This window comes from Pseudomonas sp. CCC3.1, from assembly GCF_034347405.1.
Classification (GTDB): Bacteria; Pseudomonadota; Gammaproteobacteria; order Pseudomonadales; family Pseudomonadaceae; genus Aquipseudomonas.
The window spans coordinates 2,232,258-2,247,919 of sequence record NZ_CP133778.1; the positions used below are offsets into that span (position 1 = coordinate 2,232,258).

The 15,662-nt window shown below is 61.3% G+C and carries 13 protein-coding genes; 4 read left to right on the forward strand and 9 right to left on the reverse strand.

All coding sequences use genetic code 11. The features are described 5' to 3' along the window. Nucleotides 1-4 precede the first annotated feature (4 nt). The 8 genes from RHM56_RS10185 to RHM56_RS10220 all read right to left on the reverse strand — a co-directional run bounded on the left by RHM56_RS10185 (nucleotide 5) and on the right by RHM56_RS10220 (nucleotide 10,034). Nucleotides 5-1,687 (reverse strand): APC family permease, encoded by a 1,683-nt coding sequence (locus RHM56_RS10185; RefSeq protein ID WP_322241040.1) that lies wholly within the window; start codon nucleotides 1,685-1,687, stop codon nucleotides 5-7. A gap of 65 nt (nucleotides 1,688-1,752) precedes the next feature. Then, a complete protein-coding gene (locus tag RHM56_RS10190; RefSeq protein ID WP_322241041.1) occupies nucleotides 1,753-4,095 on the reverse strand; it encodes a DUF1989 domain-containing protein in 2,343 nt (780 codons plus the stop codon). Nucleotides 4,096-4,111: 16 nt separating this feature from the next. Next, entirely contained in the window at nucleotides 4,112-5,479 is a 1,368-nt protein-coding gene (locus RHM56_RS10195) for an NAD(P)/FAD-dependent oxidoreductase (protein ID WP_322241042.1), read from the reverse strand. Between the two features lie 25 nt (nucleotides 5,480-5,504). Further along, the gene (gene purU / locus RHM56_RS10200) at nucleotides 5,505-6,371 is read right to left on the reverse strand and encodes a formyltetrahydrofolate deformylase (protein WP_322241043.1); all 867 of its coding nucleotides are present in this window, start codon (nucleotides 6,369-6,371) and stop codon (nucleotides 5,505-5,507) included. Between the two features lie 31 nt (nucleotides 6,372-6,402). Further along, nucleotides 6,403-7,533 (reverse strand): aminomethyltransferase family protein, encoded by a 1,131-nt coding sequence (locus RHM56_RS10205; protein ID WP_322241044.1) that lies wholly within the window; start codon nucleotides 7,531-7,533, stop codon nucleotides 6,403-6,405. Nucleotides 7,534-7,566: 33 nt separating this feature from the next. Further along, complete coding sequence (locus RHM56_RS10210; protein ID WP_322241045.1) at nucleotides 7,567-8,583, reverse strand: DUF3445 domain-containing protein; 1,017 nt, start codon at nucleotides 8,581-8,583, stop codon at nucleotides 7,567-7,569. Between the two features lie 12 nt (nucleotides 8,584-8,595). Beyond that, nucleotides 8,596-9,525, reverse strand: coding sequence for a PDR/VanB family oxidoreductase (locus RHM56_RS10215; protein ID WP_322241046.1), 930 nt, complete (start codon nucleotides 9,523-9,525; stop codon nucleotides 8,596-8,598). Next, nucleotides 9,522-10,034: a dimethylamine monooxygenase subunit DmmA family protein gene (locus tag RHM56_RS10220; RefSeq protein ID WP_322241047.1), complete on the reverse strand. Its 513-nt coding sequence runs from the start codon at nucleotides 10,032-10,034 to the stop codon at nucleotides 9,522-9,524. The genes RHM56_RS10215 and RHM56_RS10220 overlap by 4 nt, the downstream gene beginning before the upstream one ends. Before the next feature lie 203 nt (nucleotides 10,035-10,237). On the opposite strand from RHM56_RS10220, the gene RHM56_RS10225 reads away from it, so the two are divergent. The 3 genes from RHM56_RS10225 to RHM56_RS10235 are packed head-to-tail and all read left to right on the forward strand — an operon-like array spanning nucleotide 10,238 to nucleotide 12,755. Then, complete coding sequence (locus RHM56_RS10225; protein ID WP_322241048.1) at nucleotides 10,238-11,383, forward strand: ATP-binding protein; 1,146 nt, start codon at nucleotides 10,238-10,240, stop codon at nucleotides 11,381-11,383. Further along, nucleotides 11,352-12,011 carry a response regulator gene (locus RHM56_RS10230; RefSeq protein ID WP_322241049.1) on the forward strand — a complete coding sequence of 220 codons (660 nt, stop codon included), beginning with the start codon at nucleotides 11,352-11,354 and terminating at the stop codon, nucleotides 12,009-12,011. The genes RHM56_RS10225 and RHM56_RS10230 overlap by 32 nt, the downstream gene beginning before the upstream one ends. Continuing rightward, nucleotides 12,012-12,755 carry a PAS domain-containing protein gene (locus RHM56_RS10235; protein ID WP_322241050.1) on the forward strand — a complete coding sequence of 248 codons (744 nt, stop codon included), beginning with the start codon at nucleotides 12,012-12,014 and terminating at the stop codon, nucleotides 12,753-12,755. Between the two features lie 68 nt (nucleotides 12,756-12,823). Here the strand turns inward: RHM56_RS10235 and mhpT are convergent, their stop codons facing one another. Then, on the reverse strand, nucleotides 12,824-14,035 hold the full coding sequence (gene mhpT / locus RHM56_RS10240) for a 3-(3-hydroxy-phenyl)propionate transporter MhpT (RefSeq protein WP_322241051.1): 1,212 nt from the start codon (nucleotides 14,033-14,035) through the stop codon (nucleotides 12,824-12,826). Nucleotides 14,036-14,409: 374 nt separating this feature from the next. On the opposite strand from mhpT, the gene RHM56_RS10245 reads away from it, so the two are divergent. Beyond that, a complete protein-coding gene (locus tag RHM56_RS10245; protein WP_416194911.1) occupies nucleotides 14,410-15,615 on the forward strand; it encodes an OprD family porin in 1,206 nt (401 codons plus the stop codon). The last annotated feature ends 47 nt before the right edge of the window (nucleotides 15,616-15,662 follow it).

The window sequence follows — 15,662 nt, forward strand, 5'->3', positions numbered from 1 at the left end:
AGGGTCAGATGACAGCCAGTTGATGGCAGCCATACACCACGAGTACACCGGCGATCAAAGTGGCGTAGGGCAGCCAGCCCGCACGTTTTTGTCCTTCGTTGGCCTCGATGTACAGGTCGTTAAGCATCGCTTCGGGGAAGCGCCCGTGGTCTTGCACGTAGTGGCGGTAGCAAAACACCGGCAGGATCAGCAGCGCCAGCAGCAGCCCGGTCATGAGGGTGCCCGCGCCCCAGATGTCGGCGCCCAGGCCCATGCACGCCAGATTGACGAAGCTCAACACGCCACCGGCTGCCAGCAGTATGGTCGGCGCTTTGTACGGGCGGGCCCAGTCGGGGCGGTCCATGCGGTGAATCCAGCCCGCATTGAGGTTGAGAAAGTTGAAGATGATGTAGCTGACGTTGGACGCCGCCAACACAAACACGTAGTCGGACATCAGCAACAGCAGCAGGTTGAACGACAGGTCGGTCCACATTGCCGCCGTGGGTGCGCCGTGTTCATTGGTGCGGCCCAGGTATTTGGGCAGCCAGCCGTCGACTGAGGCCTGGTACAGGGTGCGCGAAGAGCCCGACATGGAGGTCATGATCGCCAGCAAGGTCGCGAGTACCAGCATGATCAGCACAATGTTGGCTACCACCTTGCCACCGCCGATGCTGTCTGCCATGACCTGGCCGACGCCCATGCCGCTGTAGATGGCCGGAGAGAGCAGGCCGCTGTAGACCGCGGGCGTCACCACGGCGCCGCTGGCGTCGAGGACTGCCGGGCTCACCAGTTGCCCCAGTCCGAGGCTGCCCTGAAACGCCAGCGGCACCAGGGTGAAGACGAAGATGCACAACACACCGGCGTAGAAGATCGCCTTGAAGGTGTCTTTTTTCGGGTCCTTGAATTCGCGGGTGTAGCACACCGCGGTTTCAAAGCCGTAGGTCGACCAGGCGGCCATGAACAGCCCGCCAGCCATGAGTGTCCAGCCAGACATGTTCCACGGGCCGTCGATCACTTGCCCGGCGGCGTCGTGGGCCAGCGGGAACAGCGGGAAGAAATTGGCTTGCATGGCATCGCCGGTAAACAGCGGGACGATGCCCACCAGCAGCAGCGGGATCAGCGACGTCACGCCCAGCACCAGGGTCAGGCGTGCCGAGCGCAAAATGCCGCCATGCTGCACGGCGAACACGGTGAGCAGAATCAGCAGGCCAATGGCGAACGTGGCGTTAATGCGCAGCGACAGCCCACTTTTGACCCAGCCCAGGTCCAGCAGGGTCAGTTGCCAGGTGTTGATCAGCGCATCGGCCGGAAACAGCGCCGTCAGGATGTAACCGGCTGCCAGCCCCGAACCGATAGACAGTACCGGCGACCAGGCCAGCCAGTTGCACCACACCGACACCGGGGCGATCAGCTTGCTGTAACGCACCCAGGCCACGGCGCCGTAGACCGAGGCGCCGCCGGATTTGTGCGGGAACAGCCCGGCAATTTCGGCGTAGGTAAAGGCTTGGATAAAGCCGAACAGGATCGACACGATCCACACAATCCAGGCCGGTTTGCCCACCGTGGCGGCAATCGCGCCGATGGTGAACAGCACCAGCGCGGGCACGCCGCTGGCCACCCAGAACGCTCCCCGCCAATCGATTTTGCGCTGCAGGCTGCCCACTGAACGGGCGGCCTGCGGTACGGCCTCGAACGTAGTCGCTTCCATCTTCTTATTCCCATGTCTGAGTTGCGTGGTAGTGGGGGCAGTCAAAGTGGGGTGATGTGCGTCGATCAGCTGCGAACCCGGCTTTTGTCCGGGTCGTAGAAGATCGCTGCGCTGACCGTGGCGCTGATGCGCTTCTGCAGGCCATCGACTTTTCCAACGTCCAATTCAGTTCCGGCTTGGGCACATGCCACGTCGACCCGGCACAGGGCGATGTTGCTGCCCAGCAACGGTGAGCGGCAGGCGCTGGTGACGACGCCCACCTGGGCCCGGCCGCGATACACCGGGTCGCCGTGGTGGGCACCTTCGTTGCCGCTCAGTTGCAGGCCCACCAGCCTGTGCGTGGGGTGGGCGCTGCGGCGCAACAGGGCGTCGCGGCCAATAAAGTCATCGGTTTTGCTTTTCAGCGGCACCGAAAAGCCAATCCCGGCTTCAAAGGGGTCGGTCTGGTCGCTGAATTCGTAACCGGCAAATATCAGACCGGCTTCGATGCGCAGCATGTCCAGCGCTTCGAGCCCCAGCGGCACGATGCCCAAAGGCTGGCCCAGCCCCCAGATCCGGTCCCAGACGCGCTCGGCATCCTCGGGCTGGCACCAGACCTCAAAGCCCAATTCGCCGGTGTAGCCGGTGCGCGAGATCATCAGCGGGCAGCCGTCGTAGCCGTCCAGACGCCCCACCAGAAAGCGGAACCAGCCCAGGGTTTCGAGGCTCGGCTGGCCGGGTGGGGTCCAGACCATCTGTTGCAACAGTTCGCGGCTTTTGGGGCCTTGCACCGCCACGTTGTGGATCTGTTCGCTGGCGGACTTGATCCAGACTTTCATGCCCAGTTTGAGTGCCTGTTCGCGCAGCCAGACCCCGGCGTAGTCTTCGCCGCAGATCCAGCGAAAATTGTCCTGGCCCAGGCGCAGCAGGGTGCCGTCGTCGAGCATGCCACCGTGTTCGTGGCACATCGCTGAGTACACCACTTGGCCGATGGCCAGGCGCCGCACGTCGCGGGTCAGGCAATACTGCATCAGGGCTTCGGCGTCGGGCCCGAGGATGTCGAATTTGCGCAGGGCGGTCAGGTCCATCACAGCGACCCGTTCGCGGCAACCGAGGTATTCCTCGATGGCGCCGTAACCGTCATAACGCAGGGGCAGCCACCAGTTGCGGTAGTCGACAAAACTGCTGGTCAAGGCGCGGGTACGCGAGTGGAACGCAGATTCGCGGGTCAGGATTGGGTCGGCATCCGCCGTGGTTCGAGTGCTCATGGCGATGGAAAAACGCTCCTTTTCGCTGTAGATGCGGACATGAATGTCGGTCGGATTCCAGCCGTTGGCCGGGTCGATGTCGTCCGGGCACGAGGTGCTGCCGCATACCAGGTCGGTCATGGCCCGCAGCAGCACGTAATCGCCGGGCCGCGACCACGGCTCGTCCAGAGTCAGGTGCTGGTGGGCATCGATCCCTGTGTTGAAGAAGAAGTTGATCGCCGGCCAACCGGTGCGTGGCTGAACGCCATGCGGGGCAAGTACCCGGCTCAGGTTGTCGCTGCAGTTGTCGTGCCCAAAATAGCCGTGGGTTTCGTAGTAGCGTGCCGCGCAGGCCAGGGCGAAGGAGTCGTGGCGACCCACGGTGTCTTGCACCACTTGCAGCATGGGTTGGAACTGACGGTCGAAAAACTTCGAAAACAGCCCTGGCGTCGGGTACGCGCTGCCATTGAGGGTGCGGGTCACGGTCTGGTCGAGGTCCAGTTCCAGGCCACGGTCCAGCGCGCGGCGGTCCAGGGCCACGAAGTCCGAGCACTGGCGCCCGGCAACGTCCAGCACTTGCACGTACTGGCCCTTGGCGACGGTGTAACTGTGCGCCGTGCCGGGGTGCAGGGTGAATTCGTCGAGCAGTTCACCCAGCGGCTCGGGCAGCGCAGGCAGCCACAGAGCCGAAGGCGTGGCCCGGGTCACGATTACCCGCAGTTCGCTGGGCCGGTATTGGCGATCAACGGCGGTCGGTTCTGCGGGGGCGGCGATGATCACCAGCCGTTCAGCGTCGGCAATAAAGCACCGGTTGTGCCCGGCCGGGCTGTCCGCGCCCCAGAGTAAGGCAGCGTGTGACAGGTTCTGTGGATCAACTCCGCGCTTCTCCAGCGCTTGAGCAATGCGCCGCGCTTGCAGCGTGGCTTCGCGCAAACGGGTGTGCAGGTAGATGCCAGAGGCGCTGGCTTGCAGCCCCCAATCCGTCAGAGCGCTGCGACCACGGGTGTCCAGCGCCAGCAGTTCGCAGGGTTGCAGGCCTTCAAGGTCGATCACTTGCAGGCTGTCGCCGGGTTGCAAGGCGATCAGGGTCAGGCCCCCGCCTGCCACGCGGTAGCGTTCCAGGTTCGGGGCCCGGGCAAAGAGCCCGGGCTCATGGGGGCGGGAAATACGCGGTGCTTTCATCAAGAGGCTCCCAAAGTCAGCCGACTGACTTGATGGCGGCAGATGGCTCGCCGAGATAGGCCGCCATGGAGTCGTCCAGCGCATGCAGCCACGGCGTGTGGTGAGGCGGCGATTGGGTGCCGGTCATCAGCGAGCGGTACGACTTGTCGCGATAACCCATGATGTTTTCGGCCTTGTCGTGCTTCCAGTGCAGGAAGGTTTGATTGACCGCGGCGATGTCGAAGTTCGGGTAGTCGGTGGCGTCGACCAATTGCTGGATGTAGGCGCCCTGGTATTCGAACATCTGCTGGTTGGTTTCCAGGGTTTGTTCGCGGGCGTGCCATTGCTGGCTGTCAGCGAGCATTTCGCTGTGCGCGGGCAACTGAATGCGCCCCAGAATCACGTCGCGGGCGTACCAGGCCTGGGCGTCGAACATGTTGAACGAGTACCACTGGTCTTGCATGCCAAGGTAGATGAGGCGCGGGTTGGGCTCCCAGAACACGCCTTTGTAGAGGTTCATCGGCCACAGCCGGTTGTCGGTCTTGAGGCTCAGTTCGTCCGGCAAGAAGGGAAAGTGATGCTTGTAACCCGTGCACAGAATCACCGCATCGATGTGCTTGCTGCTGCCATCGGCAAACCAGGCGCGGTTGTTTTCCAGGCGTTGCAGCTGGGGTTTTTCTTCCCAGTTGTCCGGCCAGGCATAGCCCATGGGCGCGCTGCGGTAGCAACTGGTGATGCTGCGCGCGCCGTATTTGTAGCATTGCGAACCGATGTCTTCGGCCGAGTAGCTGCTGCCGACAATCAGCAGGTCCTTGCCTTTGAATTCCAGGGCTTCGCGAAAATCATGAGCGTGCAGGATGCGCCCGGCGAACTGCTCGAAACCTTCGAAATACGGGACCTTGGGCGTTGAAAAATGGCCGCAGGCGTTGATCACGTAGTCGAATGGTTCGCAGGTCAGGGTGTCGCTGTTGTAGTCGTAGGCGGACAGGTTGAAGCGTTGGCTGGCTTCGTCGAAGGTGACTTGGCGCACCACGTTGTTGAAACGGATGTAGTCGCGTACCCCAGCTTTTTCGACGCGGCCCTTGATGTAATCCCACAGCACTTCACGTGGCGGGTAAGAGGCGATAGGGCGGCCAAAATGCTCTTCAAAGGTGTAGTCGGCGAATTCCAGGCATTCTTTCGGCCCGTTCGACCACAGGTAGCGGTACATGCTGCCGTGCACCGGCTCGCCGTTTTCATCCAGACCGGTGCGCCAGGTGTAGTTCCACATGCCGCCCCAATCGCTTTGCTTCTCGAAACACACCAGTTCCGGGATCTCGGCGCCCTGGTCACGGGCCGACTGAAAGGCTCGCAGTTGGGCCATGCCGCACGGGCCTGCGCCGATAATTGCCACGCGTAAAGTCATGATCGTGCCTCACATTCAAAGGGGCTCAGCGAAAGATCACTGTCTTGTCCTGGTTGATGAACACCCGGTGTTCCAGGTGGTATTTCAAAGCTTTGGAAAGGGCCACGGTTTCGGTGTCGCGACCGATGGCGACCAGCGAGTCGGGCAGGTGGGTGTGGTCAACGCGCTGGATTTCCTGCTCGATGATCGGCCCTTCGTCGAGGTCGCTGGTGACGTAGTGGGCGGTGGCGCCGATCAATTTGACGCCCCGGTCATAAGCCTGGTGATAAGGCTTGGCGCCCTTGAAACCGGGCAGGAAGGAGTGGTGGATGTTGATCGCGCGGCCCGACAGTTGCCGACACAGGTTGTCGGACAGAATCTGCATGTAGCGCGCGAGCACCACCAGGTCGGTCTGGGTGTCTTCGACGATGCGCATCAGCTCGGCTTCCTGGCGTTCCTTGCTGTCTTTGTTGATCGGCAGGTAGATGAAGCGAATGCCTTCGCGTTCGGCCATGGCCCGCAGATCGAGGTGGTTGGAGACCACGGCGGTGATCTGCATGTCCAGTTCGCCCTTGCGGTGGCGGTACAGCAGGTCGGTCAGGCAGTGGTCGAACTTGCTGACCATCAGCAGCACGCGGGTCGGCTGGCTGGAGCAGAACAATTGCCAGTGCATGTCGAAACCGCCCGCCAGATCGCCCAGCCCCTCACGCAGGGCACCAATGTCGCCGGTCACGCCGGTGTTGAAGCGGAACACCGCGCGCATGAAAAACTGCCCGGTGAATTCGTCGTCAAACTGCGCCAATTCGCTGATGTAGCACTGCTGGCGTGCCAGGCAGTCGGTGATCGCGGCGACGATGCCGGACGCCGCCGGGCAGTTGATCTTGAGGATGTAATGTTCGGTCGAGGTGTCCATCGAGGGCTCCGTAACTCAACGTGGTGGCGGCTCAGCCTTTGGCCGTGCGCTTGGTTTTTTGCGGGTCGTCGAAGGGCAGGGCATGGCTCACGGCCGCGTTCTGCTGGCTGCCGCGCACGTGCAGGGCAACCCCCGGTGTGGCGCAGGCAACGTTGACGCGGGCAATGGCCATGGAGCGTTTGGTCAAGCGCGAGTACATGCCGCAGGTGATCACCCCGACCTGTTTGTCGCCTTGCCACAGGGTGTCGCCCGCTTCGGCCGGGCGGACGCCTTCGAGCAACACGCCGGCAATTTTGAAACGCTCTTTGCCGCGCAGGCGGTAGTGCTCTTCGGCGCCGCGAAAATCGCGTTTGTCCGGCGAGACCGTGAATTCCAGGCCCATCTCCCACAACGTGTCCCCGGCCTTTTGGTCGGCGAAGGGGTACATCTGCGAGTTGTCGTAGGGGAAGAACATCAGCGAGCTTTCGACCCGCAGCCAGTCCAGCGCGGTGAAGGCGCACGGGATGATGCCCATGCCTGCGCCGTGCTCCAGAATCGCGTCCCACAGCGCTGGCGCATCGACAGCCTTGCAGAAGATTTCGTAGCCGCGTTCGCCGGTGTAGCCGGTGCGCGAGATCATCACCGGGCGGTCAAACAGGCGGGTTTGCAGGTGATGGAAGTACGGCAGTTGGCGAATTCCGGGCACGTGCTCAGCGAGAAAATCGACTGCCAATGGCCCTTGCAGCGACAGGTCGTGCAGGTCGTCATCGAACAACACCGCCACTTGTCGGCCTTGGGCTGAGCGCACCAGCATTTCGTAGCCGGTGCCCGCGCCGTGAACCACCATGAACGCATTGGGCCCGGTGCGGTAAACGATGCAGTCATCGACGAACTTGCCTTCTTCGTCGAGCATCGAGGCGTACACCGACTTGCCGGGATAGAGCTTGGCGATGTCGCGAGTGGTGGCCCATTGCAAAAGGCTTTCGGCATGCGGGCCGACGTAGTGGACTTTTTTCAGCCCCGACACGTCCATCAACCCTGCGCGGGTGCGGATCGCCTGGTGGTGATCGGCCAGGTCGCTGTCATAGGTCCAGGCGGTGCCCATGCCATTCCAGTCTTCGAGGTTCGAGCCGAGCGCGCGGTGCCGCTCGGCCAGTGCAGAAATACGCCATGAATGTGCCATGTGAAGGTCCTTGTCGGTAATGAGTCGGTCGGGTCAGGCGTGCGGGTCGAATTGGCTGAGCCACTCGACCAGGGTCTGGCGGTAACGGGTCATGCCCTTGTAGTCAGCGATGGGGTCGGGCAGGTCGCGTAGCACCCGGTGCAAGCGGCAACCCCAGCCGGGCTGGGTGACCAGTTCTTGCAGGCTGATGAGGTAAGTGCGAATGCTGAACATCACCGCGTTGCTGCGTGGCAGGCGCAGCATCACTTGCAGCTCGACGCGCAGGTGCACCTGCTGGCCGACGTTGTCGGCGGTGATGCGGCCGCGGTCGGCGCCCCATTCGTGAAAGGTTTCGGGGGATGAATCCAGGCGCGGCTTGATCGTCAGCGTCCAGTTCAGACGCCGCACCGGCTGGCCCGCTTGCAGGTTGAGCAAGTATTTCAGCGCCCGTTCGAAGATGCCCATCTGGTGCGCCATCGGCACGGGCGAATGCCATTGTTTGAAGCTCATGCCCGCGTCGAAGGCCAGCGACCAGTCGGCCGGGCTGGTGACGATGCCTGCGTCCATAAACAGGTCGTTGTCGCGCTGATCGAGCAGGGCGAAATCGCCTTGTACCTGGCGGCCGATAAATTCCAGCGGCTCGCAGGGCAGGCTGCTGGCGTCACCGAAAATAAAATGCTGGTCGATGTCCAGTAACCGGTTGCGCCAATGCCAATGGTTGCCGTCGCAGCGCAACGAAAACCAGTGCGGGTAATCGGCGGCGAGGTTTTCCATCAGCAATTGCAGCGCATCCCAAGCCGCCACGTGCATGTGCGGCAGCACCAGATAGCGACGCGGGTCTTTGTCCAGCACCAGTGCCCGCTCAGCCATTTCGGAGCAGTAGTGTTCGTCGATGTCGAAGGCGTGCTGGTAGATCGAGCCCGGATCACGCGAGGTGGCGGGTTCGATATTCACTGAGTACAGGTAACTGTCTTCGGTGAAGGGAAAGGGGAAACGGCGGATGGCCGCAGGGCTGTTGCGAAAGCTGAAGTCGTCGCGATAGCTCTGCACGGGGCTTGATGGGGTGGTCATGGTCGACTCCTCCTAAAGGTCCAGCGAAACGCAATGGCTGGCGCGAGAGACGCAAGGCATCAAGAATTCGGTCTGCTCTGCGGGGCTCAAAAAACTGTCGCGGTGTTCGATTGCGCCGCCCCTGTGACGGGTTTTGCAGTGCCCGCAAACGCCGCCACGGCACAGGTTGGGCACGTTGACCCCGGCGACTTCCAGGGCTTCAAGCAGGCTTTGCTCGGCGCCGACGTGCAGCCGTTGCTGGCTGCGCAGCAGTTGCACATCAAAAGGCTGACCCGGCTGCGCCGCGCTGAAGGCCTCCCAGTGCACCCGGTTTTCGGGCCAGCCAAGGGCTTGGATCTGTTGGCGAACGGCGTCGAGCAACGGTTGTGGGCCGCAGCTGTACACATGGCTGCCCAGCGGCCGGTCGCGCAGGATTTGGCTCAGGTCGGGGCGACTGGCGTAGCAGTGCAGGCGGGCGCCGAGGCGTTGTTGCAACTCTTGGAGGTAGGCATCGCTCTGGCCTGGGCGGTACACGTAATGCAGTTCGAAATGAGCGTGCTGCTGTTCCAGTGCCGCGATGTAGGCCATGAACGGGGTGATGCCAATGCCCCCGGCGATCAGGATGTGCAGGCTGGCGGTGGAATGCAGGGCAAACAGGTTGGCCGGGGCCGAGAGTTGCAGGGTGTCGCCGACCTGAACCTGTTGATGCAAAAAACGCGAGCCGCCCCGCGAGTGTTCTTGCAGGCGCACAGCAATCCGGTACTGGCGGTTGTCGGCCGGGTCGCTGGTCAATGAATACGCATTGCGCAAGGTGCCTTGGGCCAGTGGCAGATGAACCTGTACATGGCTGCCGGGCGAGAAGCCGGGCAGGCTGCCTGCGCAAGGCGTGAAGGTTAATTCGCGTACGGCCTCGGTGAGCATTCTGGCGCTGCTGACCTGCACCTTGAGCGTGGCGGCGCTCATGCGCAGGCTCCGGCATAAGGCTGGTCCGGGTTGCGGCATACGCCGATATACGCGCCTAAGCGCCGGGAAAAGTGTTCGCGGATCTCCAGCTCCACCTCGCAGCCAAGGCATGTCAGCGCTGCTGTTGCGGGGGCAGCCTGAGTCAACCCGCAGTGCACGCAATACACCTGGCGAGGGCCGAAAAGGGTCTGGGTGAAGTCGATCTCTTGATCGTCCAGGCCTGCGTTGCGTGCCAGGCCATGGATGCGCCACATAAAGGCTTCGTCGCCCATCAGGTACAGGTGGCTGCCGACCGTCGCGCTGGCCAATACCTGTTGCAGGCGCCTGGCAAAGTCCGGGTTTTCACCGTTCAAGACCTGCGGCTGTTCCAGTTCGCCGACAAAGGGCGCGCAAGCGGCGGCAGATTGCATGACCACGATGTGCTGGCGGGCATTGGCGCGAGGTTGCGCCGGGCGATAGCGCGGCAGACTGTGGCGGTGCTCGTGGGCGGCAGTGTGGCTGTGCGTCATGCTGGCTTTCCTGGCTGATCCGCCCTGCTAACAGGGCAAGAAAGTGGCGGTTTTTGTTTCCTGTTGGGGAAGATAGTTTCCTATGGGGAAAATCTTCTCAATCTGGCCAAAGGGCTACCTCTTTGGAGATAGGCCAGGTAAAGCGGGTGTTCGGGGCACGAAAGTTGCTCGTCCTTGTGCGGGTCCACAGGGAGTTATCGAGAGTGCAAACACGACCGCAATGGTGGCCGCTCTGGTTGGGGCGTATCCGCCCTGAACAGGCGCGCAGCGTGCGCAAACTGCTGCTCGAACTGCCATTGAGTCAGTTGCACGCGGACGGTGCCTTGACCGATTTCCTGGACCGTTTTGAAGCACTGTTGCCCGTCAATGCCCTCAATCTGATGCTCAGTGAGCAAGGGCTGGGGTCGTCGCGCTGCGGTTCGATTACGCGTTGCCACGATGTGGCGCGCTGCCCTTTGGCTGATCCGCCTGCCGATGACCTGCCGCAAACCTGTGCGCCGTGTCAGCAGCGCGGCCTGCATCGTGTGGTGTGTGGCATGGCGCCCGGTGCAGGCGCGCCTTCGGGCTGGCTGCTGCTGGACACGCCGCGCCGCGTGGATGCCAGTTGGCACCAATTGCTGGATGAAGTGGCGCAGGCGGTCAGCGTCACCCTGCGGGTACGCGGTTACAGCCACGAACAACAGCGCAAACAGGCCACCTCCCAACACGGCGCACTGGCCCGTGAGCTGCACGACTCGGTGGCTCAGCAGTTGGGCTATCTGTCGTTTCAGGCACGCGTGCTGCAATCGAGCATGGGCGAGCCTGCGCAAGCGGGCGTGGTGTTGCAGGAACTGCGCACAGGCTTGAGTCAGTTGCAGCGTCAGGTGCGCGAACTGATCACCAGCGCCCGGCTGACCATGGACGGGCGCTCGTTGCGCCAGGCGTTGGCGGACTCGGTGGCGGAGTTTTCGCGACGCTGCATCATCGTCTTCGAACTGGACAATCGCCTGGCCGACGATGCCTTGAGCCCGGAAACCGAGCTGCAAGTGCTGCAAATAATTCGCGAGGCCTTGGCCAATGCGGTGCGCCACTCTCACGCCCGGCATGTGCGCATCGAGTTGCGGCAGAGCCTGGGCGGCGAAGTTGGGGTCGCGGTGGAAGACGACGGCATCGGCCTGAGCCCGGCGTCCGGGGAGGACAATCATTTTGGCTTGGCAATCATTCGCGAGCGTGCAGCCAGCATCGGCGCCCGCTTGAGTATCGAAGCCATGCGTCCGCACGGGGTACGCGTGCACCTTGCCTTGGCGGGCCAGCATGACGTGTCAGAGGGGAGTTTCGATGCACAGCACGACCTTATTACTGATCGATGATCACCCGTTGTTTCGCAAGGGGCTGGCCCAGTTATTCGACGCCAGCGATGACTTCGAAGTGGTGGGACAGGCCGCCAGCGGCCGCGAGGGCATCAACCTGGCCGTGAGCCTGGCACCGCAGCAAGTCCTGCTGGATTTGCACATGCCCGGTTTGAGCGGTTTACAGGTGCTCGACGAACTGCGCCAGTTGCGCCTGGATTGCCAGATCGTGGTGCTGACGGCGTCCATGGATCGGAGCGAATTGCTGACGGCCTTGCGCCTGGGGGCCAGCGGTTATGTGCTCAAGGAAACCGAACCCGATGCGCTGCTGGCCTATATGCGCAATTGCAATCGGGGCGCCATTGTTCTGGACACCACGCTGATCGCCTTGCTGGCGGACCAGAGCGAACCGCTGATCGCGTCGGACCCGCCCGATACCGGCAACTTGACCGAGCGCGAAGGCCAGACACTCGCATTGATTGCTGCGGGCATGAGCAATAAGCAGATCGGACGCAAGCTCGGCATCAGTGATGGCACGGTCAAGATCTATGTGAAGAACCTGTTGCAGAAACTCTGCCTGCACTCGCGTCTGGAACTGGCGGCGTGGGTGCATAACGGAGCGACGGCAAGGCACGAGGAGCGTCATTAAATGATGGAGCGACAAGAAGCCTGGGAGCAGACACCGCCGTGGCAACTGCTGGATTGTTTCGCCGCGGCTCTGCTTGAATTGCGCGACAACGGTCAGATTGCCCGCTTCAACCAGGCCTGGGTCGAGCTGATGGACCGGCCGGGAGCGCAGCGCAACCTGATGGATTATGTGCACCACGAAGACCGTTCGCTGTGGCGTCAGGCGCTGATCGAATTGCGGCGGCGACCCGAAACCACTTTCAGTCAGCGCCTGCGTTTTGTGCACCCTTCGGGCGAATTGCGCTGGTTTGATGTGAGCCTTAAACGCGTGGGGCAGGGGTTTTATCTGGTGGCGGGGGATGTGACGGTGCATAAACGCCGCGAGATTGCCTTGCAGGCCAGCCAGCGCAGCAGTGTGAGCTTGCTCGACAGCATGCCGGGGTTGATCTATCGCGGACGCAATAATCGCGACTGGACCATGGAGTTTGTCAGCGCCGGGTGCCTGCGCTTGACCGGTTATCCGCCGGAGCGCTTGGTAGACAACCATGAGTTCACCTACAACAGCTTGATCCTGGAGCAGGACGCCGATTATGTGTGGCGTGAGGTGCAGTACGCGTTGTCGCGTCAGGAGCCGTTTGAGTTGAGGTACCGGATTCGCTGTGCGGACGGCACGATCAAGCCCGTGTGGGAGAAGGGTGTCGGGATCTATGCGGATACGCGAGAGGTATTGGGAATAGAAGGGGCGATTTTTGAAGCGGACCTGTAGGCGCTAGCTTGTCTCGCAATCTTTTAAAAGATCAAAAGATCGCGAGCAAGCACGCGCCTTGTGAGGCTTTACCGTGCTGGGGCTGTTTTCAAGCTCGCGCCCGGCGCCGAACGCGAAATCACGGTAATCACCGCCAGCGCTGCAATTACCAGCCCCGGTGATGTGGCCAACAAAACGCCGGCGGTGCCTGCTCCGGCAGCCAGAATCTGCCCGGCGGCCAAGGGCCCTGCGACTGAACCCAAACGGCCAATCGCCACGGCCGCGCCCACGCCTGTTGCACGTACGGTGGTGGGATACAGCGGCGGAGCCAGCGCGTACAGCACCAATTGCGCGGCCATCACAAACAGGCCCGCTGCAAAGGCCGCCGTTGCCATGGGCACAATCCCGACTGAAAAACCGACCCCGGCCAATGCCGCCAACAGCCCTGCATACACGCCCAAGACCACTTTGATCGGGTTGCAACGGTCCAGCAGTAAGCCGCCCAGCAAGGAACCCAGCGCGCCACCGATGTTGAACAGCATCTGCACCATGCCTGCCTGCGGTTTGGTGAAGCCCTGTTCAAGCAACAGCGACGGCAGCCAGTTGAGCAGCATGTACATCACGGTCAGGGTGAAGAAGTAACTCAGCCATAACCCGGTGGTAGAGGTGGCGCGGCCTTCGCCAAACAACGCCTTGGCGGTCGATACGCGAGCCGCCTGCACGGCACTTTGACGGAATACGCTGGATTCGGGCAGCAGCATGATCATCAGCGGAACCACCAGCAGCGGGGCCAGGCCGCCGATGATAAAGGTGGTTTGCCAATGATCATGGGAGAACATTGCGACCACCGCAGCCAGTGCGCCGCCCAGCGGCACGCCGCAGTACATGACGCTGATGGCCGTGCCGCGACGACGTTCATCCACGGCTTCAGCGCACAGTGCAATCAGGTTCGGTAGGGCGGCGCCCAGGCCCAGGCCGGTCATGAAGCGCACGAGCAGCAAGTGCGAATAGCTGTCGACGTAGGCGGTCAACAGCGAGAAAACACCAAACAGGGTCACCGCGCCGATCAAGATTTTTTTGCGGCCGATACGGTCGGCGATCCAGCCGCCGAAAAACGCTCCGGGCAGCAGGCCAATGATCCCGACGCTGAACACCCAGCCCATCATTTTCGGGTCCAGGGCGAAGGTTTGGCGCAAACCTGCAGCAGCCGTTCCGGCGGCTTGCAGATCAAAGCCTTCGATGAGCGCAACGATAAAGCACAAAGCGATTGTCAGCGTCGAACGCTGCTGTGGAGTGTTCATGGGTGAACCTCATTCTTGTTTTTGTAGGGGGCTTTCTGCGAACAGAATAAAGATTAACAAATATAACTAAAAAAAGAATCCGTGATTTTAAAAGCCCGTAAATATGCTTTAAGCCTTATAAAACAGCTAGGTAGGTGGGCTGTGTTGATAATTACAAAAAATAGATAACAAACTTAATGTTCGATTATCGGCTATTAACGATTGACGTTGCCGTGGGTTGTTTCCATTCTCTGCCAGGAGAATCGCCATCAGAGCGATCCGTTCGTGCCAAAAACAACAATAAATGGACAATCATCATGCTCAAGCTCAACCAAGGCGCTTCGCCGTTAGTTCCTCTCTCGTGCATTGCTCTGAGCCTGTTTTCCAGCGGGCTTATGGCCCAGGGTTTTATCGAAGACAGCCACGGCACCTTGACCCTGCGCAATTACTACATGGACCGTGATTACAAGGATGACGGCGCCAAAACGGCTGCCCGTGAGTGGGCGCAAGGCTTTATCGCCAACATGGAGTCGGGCTTTACCGAAGGCACTGTCGGTTTCGGGTTGGATGTGCGCGGATTGCTCGGGGTCAAACTGGACTCTTCACCGGATCGCAGCGGCACTGAACTGTTGCCCGTCAACAGCGACAAACAGGCCGCCGACGAGTATTCGCGTCTGGCCTTCACCGGCAAAATGCGCATCAGCGAGACCACCCTCAAAACCGGCGACGTGTCGATTTTTCTGCCGTTTGCCTTTGCCAGCCCCTCGCGCCTGCTGCCGCAGACCTTTTCAGGGACCATTGTCAGCTCCAAGGAAATCCAGGACCTGACCTTTAACACGGGCTATATCGACCGCATCAACAAGCGAGACTCGACCGACTATCAGCCGATGACGATTGCTTCGCCCAACGGGCGTTTCAAAGGCTCGGCCACGACCTCGCACTTGGCTTATGCCGGGGGCGATTACCAGGTCAACAAAGACTTGAGCTTGCGTGCCTACCACGTTGAAGTGGCCGATCTGTACAAACAGAGCACCTTCGCCGTGCTGCACAAACTGCCTGTGGGCGACGGCGTGTTGACCACTGACGTACGCAGCTTTTTCAGTGACGAGGCGGGCAGCGCCAAAGCGGGCAAGGTCGACAACATCAACGTTTCGGGGTTGCTGGGGTACCGACTGGGCGGGCACGGCTTTGGCGTGGGCTATATGCACGCCAGTGGTGATACGGCCACGCCTTATATCTCGGGCACCGAGTTGATGGGCATGAGCGAGCTGACCATGAGTTCGGACTTTCTGAACGCCAAGGAGCGCACCTGGCAGGCGATCTATGACTACGACTTCACGGCGGTTGGGCTGGTTGGTTTAAAAAGCCGTCTGCGCTATGTGCGCGGCGACCATATTGAACTGGCGTCGTTGAATGCCGATGATCGCAAGGAGCGCGAGTTCCAGATGGAGTTGGGGTATGTGATCCAGAGCGGGCCGCTGAAGAATCTCGGGCTCTTGGCGAGAAAATCGATTTATCGCAACAATTTCCCGACTGGGGCGGCTTTTCGCGATGAAAACCAGACCCGCTTCATCGCCGTGTACACCTTGCCGATTTGGTAATCCAATCTCCCTTTGTTGCGTATGTTTCTACACAACTCTGAGGCAGT